Here is a 15,777-nt window from a genome sequence, read left to right as displayed (position 1 = left end):
ACCGCACCCCGCACCACCCCGCACACCGCAAGGAGCCACCGATGACCGTGTCCGACCGATACCGCACTGCCTGGGACGGCTTTTGGGAGCAGAGCACGGGCCAACCGGGCGAACCCTTCTGGGACGCGGACCCGGCCGTGACGGCGCAGCGCGACCTCGACCATCTCACCCCGTACGCCGACCCCGCCCTCCCGATCGCCGACCTCGGGTGCGGCAACGGCACCCAGACCCGATTCCTCGCCACCCGCTTCGCCCGTGCCGTCGGGGTCGATCTCTCCGCAGCAGCAGTCGCCCACGCCCGCCGCGCCGACCCCGGCGGGGCAGCCTCGTACGAGCAGCTCAACCTCGCCGACCCGGCCCAGGCCGAAGCCCTGCACGAGCGACTCGGCGACACCAACGCCTACATGCGGGCCGTCCTCCACCAGAGCGACCCCGAGGACCGCCCGGCTGTGGCCGCCACGGTCGCCCGGCTCGTCGGCGAGCACGGTCGCGCCCTCGTCCTTGAACCGACCGGCGAGGCCAAGGAAGTCATCGCCGCCATCGCCGCACAGCCCGGTGGGCCCTCCCTGAAACTGCGCCGCGTCAAGGAACACGACCTGCGCCCCGGAGAGGTCGCCGAGGGCGAAGTAGCCACACTGCTGCGCGCGGCGGGCCTGGCCGTCCTCGCCGAAGGCGCGACCGCACTCACGATGAGCGAGACCCACCCGGACGGCGTCCCGGTGGAACTCCCAGCCCGCTGGTTCGTCGCCGGGCGCCCCTGACCGGGTTCTTTGCCCTCCCGGCACCCGCCGCCCCGGTCGCGACCGGACCCCTCCGATGCGCGCGTGCCCGGCGCGCGGGCACGGATGGTCCGTGACGCCCGGCCACAGGACCCCGGCCCCGCAGACGCGGGCCCGGGGCTGGGGCGGCGGGCCCGGGACAATCCTGAAGCCGGGTTCAGGAGGCTTCAGGGAAGGTTCAGGACACGCCCCGAGAGTGGAGTCATCGCCATCCGGTGAAGCACACCGCTCGGGAGTACTCATGAACAACAGCGCCACCGCTACGCTTCACACCGCAGGACCCGTGCGGCGCCACCGCCGCCCGGCGGCCGTCGTCCTCGCGGCCGGAGCCCTGGCCCTCTCGCTCAGCGCCTGCGGCGGGTCGGACACCGACGCCGGCGTGGACAAGGCCCGCGCCGCCAAGAGCACCGCCCCGGCAGCAGCCGAGACCTCCGTCGCTGCGCGGACCCCGCCCCCGGGTCCGGCCGCCCCCTCCGCCGATGCCTCCGCCTCGCCCGAGCGGGGCGGCCCCAAGACCTCCCGTACACAGGCCCTGGCCACCGCCGAGAAGGCGGTGTCCGGCGGCCGCATGACCGAGGTGCGGCTGGAGAACGAGCACGGCAACCAGGTCTGGAAGGTCGACGTCATGACGGCCGACCCCCGCGTCCACAACCTCAAGATCGACGCGACCACCGGCGCCCTCCTGGGCAACCGCGCCGACCAGATGCCCGAGCGGGCACGCCAGTACCTGGGGATCCCGCTCGCCAAGCTGGCCTCGGCGAAGGTGGACCGCGAGGCCGCCGTCCGTTCCGCCGTCGAGAAGGCGGGCGGCGGATTCGTCTCGCGGCTGTCGATCCAGGGCACCGAGGCCGGCCCGGTCTGGCAGATCCGCATCAATGACGGCACGGTCCGGCACGAGTTGGACGTGGACGCCAAGACGGGTGCGATCGCCCGCCACGAAGAGCACAAGAACGGCACCGCGAAGGCACCCCGGAACGGCGGGAACGACGCCGACACGGGCTCCGCCGGCGACAGCTCGGGCGAGCGCGGCAACGGCGGCCGCATCTCCGAGCAGGAGATCCGTGAGCGCTCCGGCAACTTCGGCAAGGACTTCTACGACTGGTCGCAGCACGTCCCTCGCTGATCCGTCCCGTCCGGATCACCCCCGTCAGCGTCAGCCACCAATAGGTAGAATCCGGTCAATGAGTCGCATTTTGATCGTCGAGGACGAAGTCTCCCTCACCTCCGTGCTCCGCCGCGGCTTCGAGGCCGAGGGACTGAGTGTCGACATCGCCCATGACGGCAACGAGGGTCTGCGGCTCGCCCTCACCGACGCGTACGACGTGATCGTCCTGGACGTGATGCTGCCCGGCCTCGACGGCCACCGGGTGTGCCGGACCGTGCGGGCGGCCGGCCTCTGGACGCCGATCCTGATGCTGACCGCGAGGGACAGCGAGTACGACGAGGCCGAGGGGCTCGACACCGGAGCCGACGACTACCTGACCAAGCCGTTCTCCTACCTGGTCCTCCAGGCCAGGCTCCGCGCCCTGCTGCGGCGGCGAGGCGCCGGCAGGCCGACCGTCATCGAGGCGGGAGACCTGGTACTGGAACCGGAGAACAAGCGGTGTACGAGGGCGGGCACCGAAATCCCCCTCACCGCCAAGGAGTTCGACCTCCTCGCAGTGCTCGCGCGGCGGCCCGGAGTCACGGTGTCCAAGGGGGCGCTGCTCGAGGAGGTCTGGGACCTGCCGGCCGACAGCGACCCGAACGTCGTGGAGGTCCACATCAGCGCGCTCCGGCGCAAGCTCGACCGCCCCTTCCGGCAGGCAGCCGCCGGCAATCCGCCCTCGCTGCTCCACACCGCGCGCGGCATCGGCTACCGCCTGAACCCGGCACCCCGGGCGACGAGGTGAACCTGCCGGACGACTCCGCCCCGCCCCACCAGAAGCAGCCGGAAGCCCAGGGCCACCCGTCACCTTCCGGCGGGGCCGCGGGCTCGCTCTCCCCGGAGGGGCGGAAGCAACGGAAGCAACGGAAGCAGAGGAAGAAGAAGCCGGGACCGCCACGCAAGGCCGCTCAGCGCGAGCGGCACGAGCAACCGCCGCGGCTCAGACCCTGGCGCCGCCGGATCTTCCCGCTTCCGTTCGGGTCCGTTCGGGTGGCGAGCACCCTGGGAGCGGTCGCCGTCGTCGCCGTGGCCCTCCTGGCCGCCTGCGCGGGGCTGCTCGGCGTGATCCGCCACGGACTGGTCGGCTCGGCCGAGCACACCGCACTCGCGCGCGCCGCTGCCGTGGCCGGGGTGAGCGCATCCGGCCGGCTCGTCGATCGCCTCGCCGTCCCCGACGGGGAGGACAGCCTGCTCCAGGTCGTCGCCGACGACGGTCGGATCCTGGCCGCGAGCGAGAACCTGGCGGGCCGTGCGCCCGTCGCCTCCTTCGAACCCGCCCCGGGCCACAACTCGGCCGCCCGCAGCCTGGACTTGGCCCTGCCCCCCGACCCGCACCCCCACCCGTACCGGCTCGTCGCGGTCCGCGCGACGACGGCCAACGGCTCCGGGGCGACCGTCTACGCGGGCACCAGCCTGGAGACGGCCCGCTACACGCAGCGCCTGATCGTCAGCTCCATGATCCCCGGCATCCCGCTCCTCCTGCTCCTGGTCGCCGCCGTCACCTGGCGTACCACCGGCCGCGCACTGCGCCCCGTCGAAGCGATCCGCACCGAGGTCGCGGAGATCACCGAGCGCGACCTCGGACGCCGCGTCCCCGTGCCGGCGTCGCGCGACGAGGTGGCCCGCCTTTCGCAGACCATGAACGCCACCCTGGACCGGCTGGAGGAGTCCATGGACCGCCAGCGCCGCTTCGTGGCCGACGCCTCGCACGAGCTGCGCAACCCCATCGCCGCCCTGCGTGCCCACGTCGAGGTCGCCATCGCCCACCCGCAGCTGCTCCACGGCCCCGAGCTGCTCGACGATGTCATCCGGGTCCAACAGCTCGCGGACGACCTGCTGTTGCTGGCCCGCCTGGATGCCGGCCAGTCCCCGGAGCGGAGCCGCCTCGACCTCTCCGAACTCGTACGGGCCACCACGGCCCGGCGCCCGCGCGGCCGGGTCCCGGTCACGGTCGACGCCTCGGGTCCAGCCCTGGTGCACGGCAACCGGGGACAGCTCGCCCGCGTCCTCGACAACCTCCTCGACAACGCCCAGCGGCACGCCCGTACGGCGATCACCGTGACCGTCGCCGACGAGGCGACGGCCGTCGTCCTGGAGGTCCGTGACGACGGCCCCGGAGTCCCGGAGGCGGACCGGGAACGAGTCTTCACCCGGTTCACGCGCCTCGACGCCTCGCGCAGCCGCGACGCCGGCGGCACCGGTCTCGGCCTGGCCATCGCCCGAGACATCGCGGCGAACCACGGCGGCCAACTCGCCGCTGCCACGGGACCGGGCGGCCACTTCACGCTCCGGCTGCCCCACGCCCCAGCAATGACGTGATCCGGCGCGGCCACCGATGTGTGCCGCACCACGGTTCATCCGTGGCCAAGGCCGACGGCGCTGAGGGGTCATGCCGTACTCATCGACGTCCAGAAGGACGTCCAGAAGCGTGCCAGTAGCGGCAAGAAAGGCGATGGAAGCCTCTGGGTGCTCTACCTGGACGGCCCGAGCGGACCGGGACCCGGGCCGTTTTCTCCTTCTCCACGGCGCGGCCGATGAGTTTGTGGCTCATGGCCGGTCGAAGCTTGTGACACCTCTGGAAGGGACACCGCCATGTCGGAGCTTCTCGTTGACTTCATCACCTCGCTCGACGGTTACGCATCAGGAGAGGGATGGCCCGGGTACTGGGGCCTTGAGGGCCCCGAGTACCTCGCGTGGCTCGGACAGCAGCCCGAGGTCACCTATCTCATGGGGGCGAACACCTACCGTCTGATGTCGGGCTTCGCCGCAGGTGAGGTCCCGAGTGGCCAGGACGAGTTCAGGGCCGAGGAGGAGGCATCCGTCGACGAGCTCACGCAAGCGTCCAAGGTGGTGTTCTCCTCCTCTCTCAAGGATCCACTGACATGGGCCAACTCCACGGTCGTCCGTGACGACGCCGTCGAGGCGGTCCGTGCCATGAAGTCGAGCGGTACGGGGCTCCTCAGCACGATCGGCAGCCTCAGCCTCTGCCGGTCCCTGCTCCGAGCCGGACTCGTCGACCGCTTCCGGGTCGTGATGTTCCCGGTGATCACCGGGGCCACGGGTGAAGAGCGCATCTATGACGGCTATCCGGACGTCGCCCTCGAGATGACCGAGCACCGCACCTTCGACGGCCGCATCCAGATGGTCGAGTACAAGCCCCGCGTTCTCGAGCACCCGCCGCTCGCCGTCCCCGCGTGACGACGCCCGTCCGCCGGCCGCCCTGGCCGGCGGGGGCCAGCCTCAGGGCGCCTGCCCACCTGGACCCGAGCCGCCGGGGTGGTTCGTCCCGCGCCCGCGTCGCACGTGCCGCACCTCGAGCCTTGAGCCGGCGCGGCCGCTCATGAGCCCGGCGCGCCCGTGCGCAGCCCGTCCATGACGAGGTCGAGGAGACGCGTCGAGCGTGTCTGCCAGTCGCTGTGCGGGTCGATCTGGAGCAGCCCGGCGATGGCGAGGAGGAAGTCGTCGGGCGTGACTCCGGGACGGATCGTGCCCGCCTCCTCGTTCGCCCGCAGCAGCATCGATATCGCCGCGACCATGGGGTCGTGGCCCAGTGCGCCCAGGGTGCGGTAGGCCGTGCTGCCGCCGCGCAGGGCTGCCGCCAGACCGACCTTCGCCATCGCGTACTGGGCCAGGCGGTCCATCCATTCCCGCAACGCCTGGTCCGGCGGCCGGGTTTGGACGAGGTGCGTCGCGGCGTCCGAGAGCTGCTGGACCTCGTAGCGGTAGACCTCCAGGACGAGGGCCTCGCGGTTGGGGAAGTTGCGGTAGAACGTGCCTTGCCCGACACCGGCCTTCTTGGCGATCGTGCTCAGCGGCGTATCGGCCGAGCAGGTCAGCTCCTCCAAGGCCACTTCCAGGATGCGTTCGCGGTTGCGCAGGGCGTCCGAGCGCAGGGGCGCGTCCTTCTCGTGCCGCATTCGGCCTCCTCCTGACGCCCGGTGCTCCGGCGGCCCCGGTACTCGTGCCCGGAACGCTCTTGCTAAGCGGACAGCTGTCCGTTACGTTCGAGATTAACGGACACTTGTCCGCTTGGCTGGACCATAGTGGCATGCGGAACCAGTGCAGCTGGTCGGGGAGTTGCACGGTCGGTCCGCGTTCCGCCGCACACGCCGCCTGTCTCGAGCACTCCGTCCGTCTCCGTACCCCTTCGCTTCGCGCACACGCCTCAGGCGCACGTGACAGGGGCCTCGCGGCCCCCGGCCTCGCCCGCCGTCGACACCACGCACGTGAAAGAAGGCTGTTCATGGCCCCGTTGACGTCCAGCGTCATCACTCTCAACATCAACGGCGAGAAGCACACGCTGCCGGTTGACCACCGCACCACGCTGCTTGACGCCCTGCGCGAGCGGCTCGACCTGACCGGCACCAAGAAGGGCTGCGACCAGGGCCAGTGCGGGGCGTGCACGGTCTTGGTCGACGGGCGCCGGGCGGTCTCCTGCCTCCAACTCGCGGTCGCCGCCGAGGGCCGCGTCATCACCACCATCGAGGGGGTCGCGGACGGCGATCGGCTGCACCCGGTGCAGCAGGCCTTCCTCGATCTCGACGGCTTCCAGTGCGGCTACTGCACGCCGGGGCAGATCTGTTCGGCCCTCGGGGTGATAGAGGAGCACGCTGCCGGCTGGCCAAGCGCCGTCAGCGCCGACGTCAGTCCCCAAGCGGAAGCACCACCGCTCAGTGCCGAGGAGATCCGGGAGCGGATGAGCGGCAACCTGTGCCGCTGCGGGGCCTACGTGGCGATCGTGGCGGCGGTCGCCCGGGCGGCCGGGGACGCGAAGGGCACCGCCAAGGAGGCACTGGCATGAGGGAGTTCGGTTACCAGCGGGTGCACGACGTCTCCGGCGCGGTCGCGCTGCTCGGCTCGGAGCCCGCGGCGCGCTACCTGGGCGGTGGCACCAATCTCGTCGACCTGATGAAGGCCGGTGTGGAGCGGCCTTCACTGCTGATCGACATACGGGAACTGCCGCTCGACCGGATCGAGGCGACGGCGGCCGGCGGCCTTCGTATCGGCGCCACCGTCACCAACAGTGACCTCGCCGCCCACCCGCAGGTGCGACTCGGCTATCCGGCGTTGGCGCAGGCCGTGCTCGCCGGCGCCTCAGGTCAGCTGCGCAACATGGCCACCGTGGGCGGGAACCTGCTCCAGCGCACCCGCTGCGGATACTTCACCGACACCGCGCTGCCGTGCAACAAGCGCTCCCCGGGCAGCGGTTGCTCCGCGACGGCGGGCGAACACCACAATCACGCCATCCTCGGCGCCACCGAGCACTGCGTCGCCGTGCACCCCTCGGACATGGGTGTCGCGCTCGCCGCCCTCGACGCGGTCGTGTCGTACGAGACGGCCGACGGGCCGGGCGAGCTCGCGTTCACGGACTTCTACCTGCCGGTGGGGGACACCCCGCACCTGGAGACCGCGCTGCCGGGCGGAGCCCTGATCACCGGGATCACCCTGCCGCCCGCCCCGGTCGCGGCCAACTCCCGGTACCGCAAGGTCCGCGAGCGCGCCTCGTACGCGTTCGCGATCGGCTCGGTGGCCGCCGCTCTGGACGTGAGGGACGGGGTGGTCAGCGACGCGCGCCTGGCCCTGGGGGCGGTGGCGTCCCGGCCGTGGCGGGCGCGTGCCGCCGAGCGGGCGCTGATCGGCGGACCGGCGAGCGCCGAGGCGTTCGAGGCCGCCGCCACCGCCGAGCTGGCCGCCGCCGAGCCGCTGCCCCACAACCGCTACAAGGTGGCCCTGATACGCAACCTCGTCGTGGCGGTGCTGACCGAACTCGCCGAGCAGACCGACCCCGCCGAGGAGACCGTCCGATGACCACCACGACCGGAACCCCCGTCACCACCGGCGCGGTCGGGGCCGCGCACAGCCGGGTCGAGGGCCGGGACAAGGTCACCGGAGCGGCCCGCTACGCCGGCGAGGTCCCCTTCGCCGACCTCGCTCACGGCTGGATGGTCGCCTCCACCGTCGCCCGCGGCCGGATCCTGAAGGTGGAGGACGCTCCCGTCCTCGCCATGCCGGGTGTCCTCGCCGTCCTGCACCACGGCAACGCCCCGCGCGTGGACTCGGAATTCACCGGCCTGCTCGGGCGGCCCGACCCCGTCATGGCGGCGTTCCAGCACGACCGCGTGCCGTTCGTGGGCTGGCCGGTCGCCCTGGTCGTCGCCGAGACCTCCGAACAGGCCAGGGAGGCGGCCGAGGCGCTGGTGGTGCGCTACGACACCGAGCCGCACGACGTCGAGTTCTACGCGGACCGCCCCGGCACATACACACCGGAGAACTCTCCGATGCTGGAGGCCGAGACCACGCAAGGCGACCTGGAAGCCGAACTCGCCGCGTCCGCCGTCGTCGTGGACGCCCGCTACACCACGCCGGAGGAGCACCACAGCTCGATGGAGCCCCATGCGGCCACCGCCCGCTGGAAGGGCGGCCGCCTGGAGGTTCACGACTCCAACCAGGGCAGCAAGTGGGTGGCGGACGAACTCGCCGCACTGTTCTCGCTCGACCCGGCCTCGGTCCGCGTGCGCTCCGAGCACGTCGGCGGCGCCTTCGGCTCCAAGGGCGTCCGCCCCCATCAAGTACTCGCCGTGATGGCGGCGACCGTCCTGGACCGCCCGGTCCGCGTCGTACTGACCCGCCACCAGATGTTCTCCGTCGTCGGCTACCGCAGCCCCACCGCGCAGCGCGTCCGGCTCGGCGCCGACGCGGACGGCCGGCTGCGCGGCCTCGACCACCAGTCGCAGAGCCTCACCTCGACCGTCTACGAGTTCGTCGAGCAGAGCGCCTCCATCGCGCGGATCATGTACGGCGCCGACGCGCACCACACCGTCAACCGCGTCGTGCCGCTGGACGTCCCCACGCCCACCTGGATGCGGGCCCCCGGCGAGGCGCCCGGGTCCTTCGCCCTGGAGTCCGCGATGGACGAGCTCGCCGAGAAATGCGGCATCGACCCGATCGCGCTGCGGGCACGCAACGAGCCGGACGCGGGACCGGTCTCCGGACTGCCCTTCAGCAGCCGCAACCTGAATGCGTGCTTCCAGGAGGGCGCGCGCCGCTTCGGCTGGGCCGGCCGCGACCCGCGTCCCGGGCTGTGCAGCGAAGGGCGCTGGCTGCTCGGCACCGGTACGGCGGCGGCCACCTACCCCTCGGGCGTCGCCCCTTCCACGGCGGCCGTGACGGCCGAGGCGGACGGCACCTACACCGTGCGCATCACCGCGGCAGACGTCGGGACCGGGGCCAGGACAGTACTGACCCAGATCGCCGCCGACGCGCTCTCGGTAGCGGCGGAGCGCGTCCGCGTGCGCATCGCGGACAGCGACTTCGGGCCGGCGATGGTCGCCGGCGGCTCCACCGGCACGCGTTCCTGGGCCTGGGCCGTGATGGCCGCCGCAGGGGAGCTGCGGGAGCAACTGGCCCTGGGCGTAGACATTCCGCCGCAGGGGATCACCGCCCACTCCAACACCGCCGAACTCGTCGGCTCGCTCCCGCCGAGAGAACGGCACTCCTTCGGCGCACAGTTCGCCGAGGTCGCGGTGGACGTCTCGAGTGGCGAGGTCCGCGTCCGCCGACTCCTGGGGATCTTCGCGGCGGGCCGGATCGTCAACCCCTTGACCGCACGCAGCCAGTTGGTGGGAGGCATGACCTGGGGCCTGTCCATGGCCCTGCACGAAGAGGCGATCAGAGACCAGGTGTCCGGCGGACACGTCGGCGCCGACCTCGCGGGCTACCACTTCGCGACCAACGCCGACGTCCCCCTCATCGAGGCGGACTGGGTGGACGACCCGGTGCCCGACGACCCGGTCGGCGGGATCAAGGGCATCGGCGAGATCGGGATCGTGGGTGTCGCGGCAGCCATCGCCAACGCGGTCTGGCACGCCACCGGCGTACGCCACCGCGACCTGCCGATCCGCCCCGACCGCGTCCTGCGGGCCGCGAGCGCACTGCGGGCGGCCGAACCAGCGGCTTCCGGGGACGGCTCCGTTGCTTGACCTGGCGCGCGAGTTGCGGCGTTGGGTCGAGGAGGGACGCGACTTCGCAGTGGCCACCGTGGTGTCCGTCGGCGGCAGCGCGCCCCGCCGGCCCGGCGCGGCACTCGCCGTGGACGGCGCGGGCACGGCCATCGGATCGGTGTCCGGCGGGTGCGTCGAGGGCGCGGTGTACGAGCTGTGCGGGCAGGCCTTACGGGACGGCCGCCCCGTACGCGAGCGATTCGGCTACAGCGACGAGGACGCCTTCGCCGTGGGACTGACCTGCGGGGGAGTGATCGAGGTCCTGGTGACACCGGTCACCGCAGCCGCGCCGGACCGGGAGGTGCTGTCCGCGGCGCTGTCCGCCGCGGCCGAGGGCGGGACGGCCGCGCTCGCCCGGATCGTGGACGGCCCGTCCGGCCTGCTGGGCAGGGCGCTCCTCGTCCGGTCGGACGCCTCCTACGAGGGCACGCTCGGTGGGCGCCCGGAGTCGACCCGCAAGGCGGCGGACCTGGCCCATGCCTTCCTGGAGGCAGGCCGCACCGGCACGTTCGCCCTGGAGTGTGCGGACGAGGTCGCCGGCGAAGGCCCGTTGACCTTCTTCGTCGAGTCACTCGTGCCCCCGCCCCGGATGATCGTCTTCGGTGCGATCGACTTCGCCTCGGCACTGGTGCGCACCGGCAAGTTCCTCGGCTACCACGTGACCCTGTGCGACGCGCGGCCCGTCTTCGCCACCCGGGCCCGCTTCCCCGAGGCCGACGAAGTGGTGGTCGACTGGCCGCACCGCTATCTGCGGCGTACCGGGACCGACGGGCGCACCGTGCTGTGCGTGCTCACCCACGACGCCAAGTTCGACGTGCCTCTCCTGAAGGAGGCGCTGCGGCTGCCGGTGGCGTACGTCGGAGCGATGGGGTCGCGGCGCACCCACGAGGACCGGGAGCGCAGACTGCGTGAAGTCGGCCTAACAGAGCGGGAGTTGGCGCGGCTGCGCTCCCCGATCGGCCTCGACCTCGGTGCCCGTACGCCCGAGGAGACCGCCCTGTCCATCGCGGCGGAGATCATCGCGACGCGGGAGGGCGGCACGGGCGCCCCGCTGACCGGTGCGCGCACGCCGATCCACCCCGGCGGGAGGCAGGCGGCCGCGTGAACTTGCCCCGAGGGGGATCCTGGTGTTGCCGAGGTCGGCTGTTCAGGTAGCGAGAGCGTCGGATGCCGCTCGGTGTGGGACTCGATGACGGCGCGGCCGTGGGAGAGGCGGCAAGGGATGGCGCCTGCGCAGCTGGTCAGTCGGTGTGTGCCGCCACCGCGTCGAGGAGTTCGGGCCAGAGTTCACGCGGGCGGTCGTGGCCCATGTCCGGAATCAGCCGGAGGACCGCCCCGGGCACCAGTTCAGCTGTGCGCTCTCCGCCGCTGGGGTCGATCAGTGTGTCGTCCAGGCCGTGGATCACCAGCGTCGGCACCCGGAGTTCGCGCAGGGCGTCCGCGCGTGAACCGCTGAGGACCATCGCCCCCAGCTGCCGGCCGATCCCCGCCGGGTAGTAGGCGCGGTCATAGCTGGCGGCGGCCAGCTCACGCAGCGCGGCGGCGTCACCGTATCGCCTGGAGGCCCAGACCAACTCCCTCTCCGCCGCTGCGACATATCCGTCGCGGTCCGTCGGCCTCGGGCTGAAGAGCACCGCTTGAGCCTCCGGGCTTGACCGGCCGTATTCGCTCTCACCGGTTGAAGACATCATGGATGTCAGGGTCAGGACCCGCTCCGGAGAGCGAATGGCCATCATCTGGGCGATCATGCCTCCCATCGAGGCGCCGACCAGGTGGGCGCGATCGATGCCGAGCGCGCTGAGCAGACCAAAGCCGTCGTCGGCCATGTCGTCGAGGCGGTAGGGAACCATCGCGAGGGCGGTGGGGATGTCACCCGAGCTCACGGCGGCGATGAACTCGCCCATGTCGACGGGGTGATCGTCGAACTTGGTGGACAGACCGCAGTCCCGGTTGTCGTAGCGGATCACGTATCGGCCCAGGGCTGCCAGCGCCCGGCAGAAGTCCTCGTGCCAGCCGAGCATCTGCGTCCCGAAGCCCATCACCAACAGGACAGCGGGATCCCCCGGGTCGCCGAAACTCTCGTACGAGAGGGACAGCCCGGCAGACACGTCGACGTTCGGCATAGCCGGAGGCTTTCATATCCGGCCGGGAGGCGCATCGCGATATCCGCGCCTTGCTCTGGTGCGGTCGTGCCGCCGTGCCGTCCGTGCCGTCCACGCGGAGGGCACCAGTCTCGGCGCCGCCCAACGTTAGATCGCGGAACGTACACCGGAGGCCGGCCTGCTCGGCGAGGTCGCCGCACTGAGGCTCGCGAGCGGCCGCGCGCGGCCGGCGGTCGGGAATCCTCCGTCAGGACAGCGGGACCGCCCGTACGGGGGAGGAGGGCGTCCTGCGCGCGCGTACGAACGCGTCATTCGTCGAGCGCGGTCAGCCCGTCCTCCCAGCGACGGCGCCGCTGGGAGGCGCTCTGTTCCCACCAGGGAGTACCGCGTTCCCCGAGAGCCACCTTGGCGCGCTGCACGCGCTCGCGGGCGGCCCGTACCGCTGCTTCGTCCTCGTCGGCGAGGGCCGAGCGCACCGCACGCCGGGCCGCCATGAGGTGCTTGCGCAGCCGGGACGCGATGTCTTCCGGGAGCATGGGGTCGGTCGCCCGCCACCTCCGCCCGTCGATGACGACGAAGTGCCCGTCAGGAGTGTGGTCGAGTTGCCGGCCGGAGGACATACGGCCGATTCTGCCCGGCCGATTCGAGTCCCACCAGTTCAACTGGGCCGGGGCGGCCGGGCGGGCGGCGCGGCTCCCGCCGACTCCGTCGGCCGGGCGGCGACCGGCCACGACGAGCCCCGTCGCCAAGCGGCTGGACGCTCTCACCAGCAGGGCCCGGCCTGGTGAGCATCATTGAGCGCGGCTACAGAGGCTTCATCCACAAGTACACCAACGGCCTGTACTGCCGGAACTGGTTGCACGAGGCTTGGCTACTGCTGGATGACCACATCGTCCAGCTCTGGACCCCGCAGATAAGAGCGCTGGACGAGCGATTCAAGGCCGCGACTATCGACGACGAGGCATCGCACTCGCCCAGTTCCACAGGATCCTCGACGCGGGCCTGTGGCGGCGGCATCCCCACATCCTCACCGGGGACCTGGGTCGCTCACCTCGCTCAGCCGGAGCTATCGGCGCCGACGGTGGACGCAGCCTGACCCTCAACCTCAACCTCAACCTCAACGTCAACTTCAACGTCAACTTCAACGGATTACGGGATTACGGGACGACGACTCTCACGGCGAGACCCGCAAAGGGGGTTGCTGGATGTGCCGCTGGGGCTGAAACGGCTGCCTGCCGTCTGGGTGGGGCCCGGAGCTCGGCCGTGGCCGGGGGCGGAACGTCAGGCGGAAGCAGAATGCCGGCCGGGGCCGAGTTCGGGGTGGGCTTCGAGCAGTTGGTCGGTGGCCGCCTGGCGCCAGGAGTCCTCCAGGATGTCGCGGAGCTCGCCCAGGCCTTCCAGCGCGGCGAGCCGTACTCTCACCCAGGATGATGCGGCTTCGTGCGCGGGCACCCAGAACTTCTCCGGTTCAGCCGCGATCAGTTCGGCCCGCTCGTGGCGCGGACACCGGACGGCGAACGAGGTCTGCTCATCCGGCACGGTGATGAACATCTTCCCGGCCACCCGGAAGGTCGGCATGCTCCACGCTTCCTTCTCCACGGTCTCGGGAAGGGAGAGCGCCATGCGCCGGACATCCTGGGCGGTGGGTGTGTGCGTCACATCGACCACGGTAATGACTCTCGACGCCCGACACGCGCAGGGGGTGGGCCTTCACGTGTCAGGGCAGCAACATCGGTCAGTCGCAAGCGCGTTGTTTGTGGCACCACTTGAACCTCAAACCCTCGGCTTGCCCGACCTCCTCGTTTCCCTCGCTGTCACCGACTACGAATGCAGGCCGACGGCCGTGCTCACGTGTCCAGCGGCTCAGCCAGGAGGGCAACCTGCTCGGCCCCGACGTCGAAGCGGAGTACCGGACGGTCATGGCCGCCCGGGGGTTCCATCAGCGCTGGCTTGTCCAAGTGCCGCCCTATCCCGCAGAAGGCCGCAGAACACATCCGGTCGCTGCTGACCCCGCAACCCCCGCAGGTCAACATCGAAGTCGATGACCTCGTCGTCAAGGGAACGGAAGATTGCCAACACATCCAAAGCCGGCCAGACCCGAAGATTCGGGCACGCCGCCATGCCGGCCAGCTCCCCGACTCAGCGCATCCCTGTTTCCCTTGGCCAGAGAGGTAGGGGCACCCCCGGGTCCTTGAGGCCGATGACGCGGTCGGCGCGAACTGCGCCGGCCCGTAACATGCTCAGAAACTTCCTTGGAGGTCGTCTCAACTGGGTTCGAATTGGCGGGAGTTCAGCTTGGCCAGTTTGGATGGTCGAGGGTAGGGATGAGGCTAAGGCAGCTCTTTCGGATTTTTGCTTGGATCCGTGGTGCCGCTACGAAATCAGAAGAAAAAACGCCGCTTCTGTAGTCAATGCCAGCATTCCCCATCCAGCTATCCGCCCAATTGGACGAACTGGATGCCCGCTGTTTTCGCGAATGATAGTCACGTGCGCCGCCAGGGCGGCGGGAGTAGCTACGGCCCATAGGCAGCCCATAACTGCGAACCAGCTTCCAGCGTATTCGAGACCCCACGTTGCCTCGTACGCCTCAGCTGCGCACCAAGGCACTGCCACCGCAAGGAATGCGGCTAGCGTCGAGCAGGCTGCTACCCACTTTCCGCCCCTGCTGACGGGAATGCGATAACGGTGACACGTCCAGTGGCTGAAAATCACGACAGGCAACGTGTAAAACGCTGTCAAAGCGGCGCTGAGGCCCAAAAGTACAGGCAGGCAGAGGACCAGCGTAAAAGGCAGCAGTGCAACGCCGCTATACAGATCCCCTGCCACTCCCACCCGTGCAATGGTCAGCGCAGCAGTCATGACCGCGATCACTGCCATCGACACAGACGCTGGTGTAGCGCCACGCCCCGCCTTCTTCGTCAGGTGCACGACGGTCTCCATCGGGTTGTCATGAACGATCAAGCGAGGATGTCATGTCATGGGCGCCTGAGAGCGCAGGCCTTGACGTCCCAGTGGGTAACGCGCTCATCCGAACCGCATCCAGTACGCAATGCGTTGCCCTCCGGCCTGTCGTCCGGCCATGAGCAAGGCTCGTTCGCCCGGAAGGGAGAGGGTACGCATGCCTACGCGAGGCGACACCACGTGGAACGTCCGAAGCGCCGAGGGCACCCAGTGGGGCCGATCGCCTAGAACGCCCTGTCAGGCCCCGCCCAGTTCACGCCGGACCGGCGATCCGAGGTGAGACCGGCCTCTCGAAGAAGGTCTCCAGCACCACCGTCGCCTGGGTCCCGCTGACCCCTTCGATGGCGTAGATCCGGCGCAGTACGTCCTGGAGCTGTTCGGTGGTTGCGGTCCTGACTTTCACCAGAACGGCAGCGCTGCCCGCAATGACGTGCGCCTCAACGATCTCGGGGAGTGCGGCGAAGCTGTCGGCCGAGTCGCCCATCCACAGAGTGGAGTCGACCATCACGTAGGCCAGGACGTTCCCACCGACTGCCGCAGGGTCCACCTCTACTGCGGTGCGGCGGATGATGCCGCGCTCGCGGAGTTTGCGCACGCGTTCGTGAGTCGCTCCCGCAGACAGGCCCACGGTCTGTCCGAGGGCCGCGTAGGACTGCGTCGCGTCCAGCTGGAGTTGAGACAGAAGGGAACGATCTATGTGATCCACAGCTCTCCATTCGAACTTGTCTTGCGCAGACTGTAGTTCATCCGGCAGTGTGCCGAATGAGCCGAAGCAAATTCGGCACACC

At 70.6% G+C, this 15,777-nt stretch carries 16 protein-coding genes; 10 read left to right on the top strand and 6 right to left on the bottom strand.

The window, feature by feature from the left end; translation table 11 throughout:
• Positions 1 to 41 precede the first annotated feature (41 nt).
• The 5 genes from ACFYZA_RS31285 to ACFYZA_RS31265 all read left to right on the top strand — a co-directional run bounded on the left by ACFYZA_RS31285 (position 42) and on the right by ACFYZA_RS31265 (position 5,124).
• The gene (locus ACFYZA_RS31285; RefSeq protein WP_388494113.1) at positions 42 to 761 is read left to right on the top strand and encodes a methyltransferase domain-containing protein; all 720 of its coding nucleotides are present in this window, start codon (positions 42 to 44) and stop codon (positions 759 to 761) included.
• A gap of 259 nt (positions 762 to 1,020) precedes the next feature.
• Positions 1,021 to 1,902 (top strand): PepSY domain-containing protein, encoded by an 882-nt coding sequence (locus ACFYZA_RS31280; protein ID WP_388494110.1) that lies wholly within the window; start codon positions 1,021 to 1,023, stop codon positions 1,900 to 1,902.
• Positions 1,903 to 1,960: 58 nt separating this feature from the next.
• Positions 1,961 to 2,671 (top strand): response regulator transcription factor, encoded by a 711-nt coding sequence (locus tag ACFYZA_RS31275; RefSeq protein WP_388494108.1) that lies wholly within the window; start codon positions 1,961 to 1,963, stop codon positions 2,669 to 2,671.
• A gap of 245 nt (positions 2,672 to 2,916) precedes the next feature.
• Positions 2,917 to 4,245 carry a sensor histidine kinase gene (locus ACFYZA_RS31270; RefSeq protein ID WP_388494106.1) on the top strand — a complete coding sequence of 443 codons (1,329 nt, stop codon included), beginning with the start codon at positions 2,917 to 2,919 and terminating at the stop codon, positions 4,243 to 4,245.
• Between the two features lie 273 nt (positions 4,246 to 4,518).
• A complete protein-coding gene (locus tag ACFYZA_RS31265) occupies positions 4,519 to 5,124 on the top strand; it encodes a dihydrofolate reductase family protein (protein WP_382598782.1) in 606 nt (201 codons plus the stop codon).
• Positions 5,125 to 5,264: 140 nt separating this feature from the next.
• Here ACFYZA_RS31265 and ACFYZA_RS31260 read toward each other — a convergent pair whose 3' ends face one another.
• Positions 5,265 to 5,843, bottom strand: coding sequence for a TetR/AcrR family transcriptional regulator (locus ACFYZA_RS31260; RefSeq protein WP_382598780.1), 579 nt, complete (start codon positions 5,841 to 5,843; stop codon positions 5,265 to 5,267).
• A gap of 326 nt (positions 5,844 to 6,169) precedes the next feature.
• Here ACFYZA_RS31260 and ACFYZA_RS31255 point away from each other — a divergent pair, with 326 nt between their 5' ends.
• The 4 genes from ACFYZA_RS31255 to ACFYZA_RS31240 are packed head-to-tail and all read left to right on the top strand — an operon-like array spanning position 6,170 to position 11,031.
• The gene (locus ACFYZA_RS31255) at positions 6,170 to 6,727 is read left to right on the top strand and encodes a (2Fe-2S)-binding protein (RefSeq protein ID WP_382598778.1); all 558 of its coding nucleotides are present in this window, start codon (positions 6,170 to 6,172) and stop codon (positions 6,725 to 6,727) included.
• Positions 6,724 to 7,734: an FAD binding domain-containing protein gene (locus ACFYZA_RS31250; protein ID WP_388494103.1), complete on the top strand. Its 1,011-nt coding sequence runs from the start codon at positions 6,724 to 6,726 to the stop codon at positions 7,732 to 7,734. Before ACFYZA_RS31255 ends, ACFYZA_RS31250 begins: the two co-directional genes overlap by 4 nt.
• Positions 7,731 to 9,905 carry a xanthine dehydrogenase family protein molybdopterin-binding subunit gene (locus tag ACFYZA_RS31245; protein WP_388494101.1) on the top strand — a complete coding sequence of 725 codons (2,175 nt, stop codon included), beginning with the start codon at positions 7,731 to 7,733 and terminating at the stop codon, positions 9,903 to 9,905. The genes ACFYZA_RS31250 and ACFYZA_RS31245 overlap by 4 nt, the downstream gene beginning before the upstream one ends.
• A complete protein-coding gene (locus ACFYZA_RS31240) occupies positions 9,898 to 11,031 on the top strand; it encodes an XdhC family protein (protein WP_388494100.1) in 1,134 nt (377 codons plus the stop codon). The genes ACFYZA_RS31245 and ACFYZA_RS31240 overlap by 8 nt, the downstream gene beginning before the upstream one ends.
• Positions 11,032 to 11,167: 136 nt before the next feature.
• On the opposite strand, the gene ACFYZA_RS31235 is transcribed toward ACFYZA_RS31240, so the two are convergent.
• Both ACFYZA_RS31235 and ACFYZA_RS31230 read right to left on the bottom strand, forming a co-directional pair.
• On the bottom strand, positions 11,168 to 12,049 hold the full coding sequence (locus tag ACFYZA_RS31235; protein ID WP_388494098.1) for an alpha/beta fold hydrolase: 882 nt from the start codon (positions 12,047 to 12,049) through the stop codon (positions 11,168 to 11,170).
• A gap of 287 nt (positions 12,050 to 12,336) precedes the next feature.
• Positions 12,337 to 12,648: a hypothetical protein gene (locus ACFYZA_RS31230; protein WP_388494096.1), complete on the bottom strand. Its 312-nt coding sequence runs from the start codon at positions 12,646 to 12,648 to the stop codon at positions 12,337 to 12,339.
• Positions 12,649 to 12,812: 164 nt separating this feature from the next.
• On the opposite strand from ACFYZA_RS31230, the gene ACFYZA_RS31225 reads away from it, so the two are divergent.
• On the top strand, positions 12,813 to 13,124 hold the full coding sequence (locus ACFYZA_RS31225) for a hypothetical protein (protein WP_382598766.1): 312 nt from the start codon (positions 12,813 to 12,815) through the stop codon (positions 13,122 to 13,124).
• 185 nt (positions 13,125 to 13,309) lie between these two features.
• Here the strand turns inward: ACFYZA_RS31225 and ACFYZA_RS31220 are convergent, their stop codons facing one another.
• From ACFYZA_RS31220 to ACFYZA_RS31210, 3 genes are all read right to left on the bottom strand, one after another.
• A complete protein-coding gene (locus tag ACFYZA_RS31220) occupies positions 13,310 to 13,651 on the bottom strand; it encodes an MmcQ/YjbR family DNA-binding protein (protein ID WP_388494195.1) in 342 nt (113 codons plus the stop codon).
• Between the two features lie 750 nt (positions 13,652 to 14,401).
• Positions 14,402 to 14,956, bottom strand: a complete 555-nt coding sequence (locus ACFYZA_RS31215; protein ID WP_388494094.1) for a hypothetical protein — start codon at positions 14,954 to 14,956, stop codon at positions 14,402 to 14,404.
• A gap of 286 nt (positions 14,957 to 15,242) precedes the next feature.
• On the bottom strand, positions 15,243 to 15,695 hold the full coding sequence (locus tag ACFYZA_RS31210; RefSeq protein ID WP_388494092.1) for an Lrp/AsnC family transcriptional regulator: 453 nt from the start codon (positions 15,693 to 15,695) through the stop codon (positions 15,243 to 15,245).
• Positions 15,696 to 15,777 lie beyond the last annotated feature (82 nt).

It is taken from the genome of Streptomyces sp. NPDC001828 (assembly GCF_042892175.1).
Taxonomy (GTDB): domain Bacteria; phylum Actinomycetota; class Actinomycetes; order Streptomycetales; family Streptomycetaceae; genus Streptomyces.
This window is presented reverse-complemented; position numbering and strand designations above follow the sequence as displayed.

Coding starts and splice junctions, on each gene's coding strand:
- ACFYZA_RS31265 (WP_382598782.1), top strand. CDS start 4,519: ATGTCGGAGCTTCTCGTTGACTTCATCACCTCGCTCGACGGTTACGCA.
- ACFYZA_RS31275 (WP_388494108.1), top strand. CDS start 1,961: ATGAGTCGCATTTTGATCGTCGAGGACGAAGTCTCCCTCACCTCCGTG.
- ACFYZA_RS31255 (WP_382598778.1), top strand. CDS start 6,170: ATGGCCCCGTTGACGTCCAGCGTCATCACTCTCAACATCAACGGCGAG.
- ACFYZA_RS31235 (WP_388494098.1), bottom strand. CDS start 12,049: ATGCCGAACGTCGACGTGTCTGCCGGGCTGTCCCTCTCGTACGAGAGT.
- ACFYZA_RS31245 (WP_388494101.1), top strand. CDS start 7,731: ATGACCACCACGACCGGAACCCCCGTCACCACCGGCGCGGTCGGGGCC.
- ACFYZA_RS31260 (WP_382598780.1), bottom strand. CDS start 5,843: ATGCGGCACGAGAAGGACGCGCCCCTGCGCTCGGACGCCCTGCGCAAC.
- ACFYZA_RS31280 (WP_388494110.1), top strand. CDS start 1,021: ATGAACAACAGCGCCACCGCTACGCTTCACACCGCAGGACCCGTGCGG.
- ACFYZA_RS31285 (WP_388494113.1), top strand. CDS start 42: ATGACCGTGTCCGACCGATACCGCACTGCCTGGGACGGCTTTTGGGAG.
- ACFYZA_RS31250 (WP_388494103.1), top strand. CDS start 6,724: ATGAGGGAGTTCGGTTACCAGCGGGTGCACGACGTCTCCGGCGCGGTC.
- ACFYZA_RS31220 (WP_388494195.1), bottom strand. CDS start 13,651: ATGGCGCTCTCCCTTCCCGAGACCGTGGAGAAGGAAGCGTGGAGCATG.
- ACFYZA_RS31230 (WP_388494096.1), bottom strand. CDS start 12,648: ATGTCCTCCGGCCGGCAACTCGACCACACTCCTGACGGGCACTTCGTC.